This is a genomic window from Arhodomonas sp. KWT, from assembly GCF_010993615.1.
In genome coordinates this window covers 43,247-45,080 of record NZ_WNXE01000009.1, presented here as the reverse complement: position 1 = coordinate 45,080, position 1,834 = coordinate 43,247, and the positions used below count along the sequence as shown (strand labels likewise).

The 1,834-nt window shown below is 65.1% G+C and carries 2 protein-coding genes; one reads left to right on the top strand and one right to left on the bottom strand.

Features of this window, described 5'->3' with window-relative positions; genetic code table 11:
- The coding region (locus tag G7A99_RS25150; protein WP_305792308.1) for a ribonucleotide reductase N-terminal alpha domain-containing protein at window positions 1–745 on the bottom strand (745 nt) is incomplete at its 3' end.
- 974 nt (window positions 746–1,719) lie between these two features.
- Here G7A99_RS25150 and G7A99_RS25145 point away from each other — a divergent pair.
- Window positions 1,720–1,834: hypothetical protein (locus tag G7A99_RS25145; RefSeq protein ID WP_240466081.1), on the top strand; the 115-nt coding region annotated here is incomplete at its 3' end.

Sequence of the window (1,834 nt, the reverse complement as noted above, 5' to 3'; positions counted from 1 at the left end):
CGTTGAGGTCGACGCCGTCCATCTCCGCCTCCTTGGGCGAGAGCGGGAAGGCGAGCGGCCACATCTCGCCGTTCTCCACGGCCTTCATGAAGCCGTCGGTGATCAGCAGCGAGAGATTGAACTGGCGCAGGCGCCCGTCCTCGCGCTTGGCGCGGATGAAGTCGAGCACGTCCGGGTGGCCGACGTCGAAGGTGGCCATCTGCGCGCCGCGGCGCCCGCCCGCGGAGGAGACGGTGAAGCACATGCGGTCGTAGATGTCCATGAACGACAGCGGCCCGGAGGTGTAAGCGCCGGCGCCGGAGACGTACGCCCCGCGCGGGCGCAGGGTGGAAAACTCGTAGCCGATGCCACAGCCGGCCTTCAGCGTCAGCCCCGCCTCGTGGACCTTGTCGAGGATGTCGTCCATCGAGTCGCCGATGGTCGAGGACACGGTGCAGTTGATCGTGGAGGTAGCGGGCTTGTGGTCCCAGGCGCCGGCGTTGGAGGTGATCCGCCCGGCGGGGATCGCACCGTGACGCAGCGCCCAGAGGAAGTTCTCGTACCACTCGTCCCGCTTCTCGGGCACCTCGACCTCGGCGATCGCGCGCGCGATGCGCTTGTAGGTGTCGTCCACGGTCTCGTCCAGGACGGTGCCGTCCTTGGTCTTGAGCCGATACTTCTTGTCCCAGATGTCCTGGGAGGCGGGCTGTATCGGGATCTCGTTAACGCTCTTGGGCAGCACGCGCACCTTCGCAGCGGAACTCATGTGGCCATTCCCCCTGAATCGGGTTGACAGATTCGAACAGTGGAGTAGTCAACGGCTTATGCCGTTTTTCCACAACATATAAACACGACCATCCCCAGTCGGCCCCATATGTTGTGGTTGGTACCGAAATGGTATACCAGAAATCGTCGCTGTCAACGCCGCGCCGGATGGCGGTGATGTGACGTTTGTGTACAGGTATTTGACAGGAATAAACAAACCCTATACGCTTTGTACAACCTTACGGACGGGGTTGCGTTCAGAACGGTTGTCTCTTCCCTTCCTCGACAACGACGAGGAGCCGCGCAAGCGGCGTGGCCGGGCCTTCGGACCCGGCCGTTTTTTTTGGTTCAGTGCAAAGCGGCGGGAGGCGCCGACCACGACCGGCGCCGCCATTCAGCCGGCAGGTTGTGCGCCGAAGGCATGCAACGTTTCGTGCTTTTCCAGAGGAACGCCGCATACGGCCTGGTGGCCGTGCCCGACCTCGCGGCACCGGGCAATGCGTACGGACCGGGGCGCTGCGGCAACCCGGCCCTGTCGGTTGCCAGGAGCAACCGATCTACCGGAACGAGACAGCGGGCATCACCGCACAGCCGTGACGTCGGGTAGGCCGGCTGCTCGAAGGCAACCGACAGCCAAGTGGCGGTATCGCCCGGTGTACCGTGGCGACACCCGCGCACGACCTCCGGCGTAACACCGCCCACGCGGCGTCATACCCCGAACAATGCCCACGGACCGGGGCGCTGCGGCAATCCGGTCCTGTCGGTTGCCAGGAGCAACCGACCTACCGGAACGAGACAGTGGGCATAACCGCACAGCCGTGACGTCGGGTAGGTCGGTTGCTCGAAGGCAACCGACAGCCGAAGCGGCATATCGCCCGGCATACCGGCGCGGCAGCCCGTGCACGCCATCCCGGCGCGACACCCGCGGCCGCAGGCGTTACCCTTGCGCCTCAGCGAACTAGGGAGGGCGACGCCTTGGCAGGCACCACGCAGACCACGGCACACGAGCACTGGGGCTCCAGGCTGGCATTCGTTCTCGCCGCGGTGGGATCCGCGGTCGGACTCGGCAACGTCTGGAAATTCCCCTACA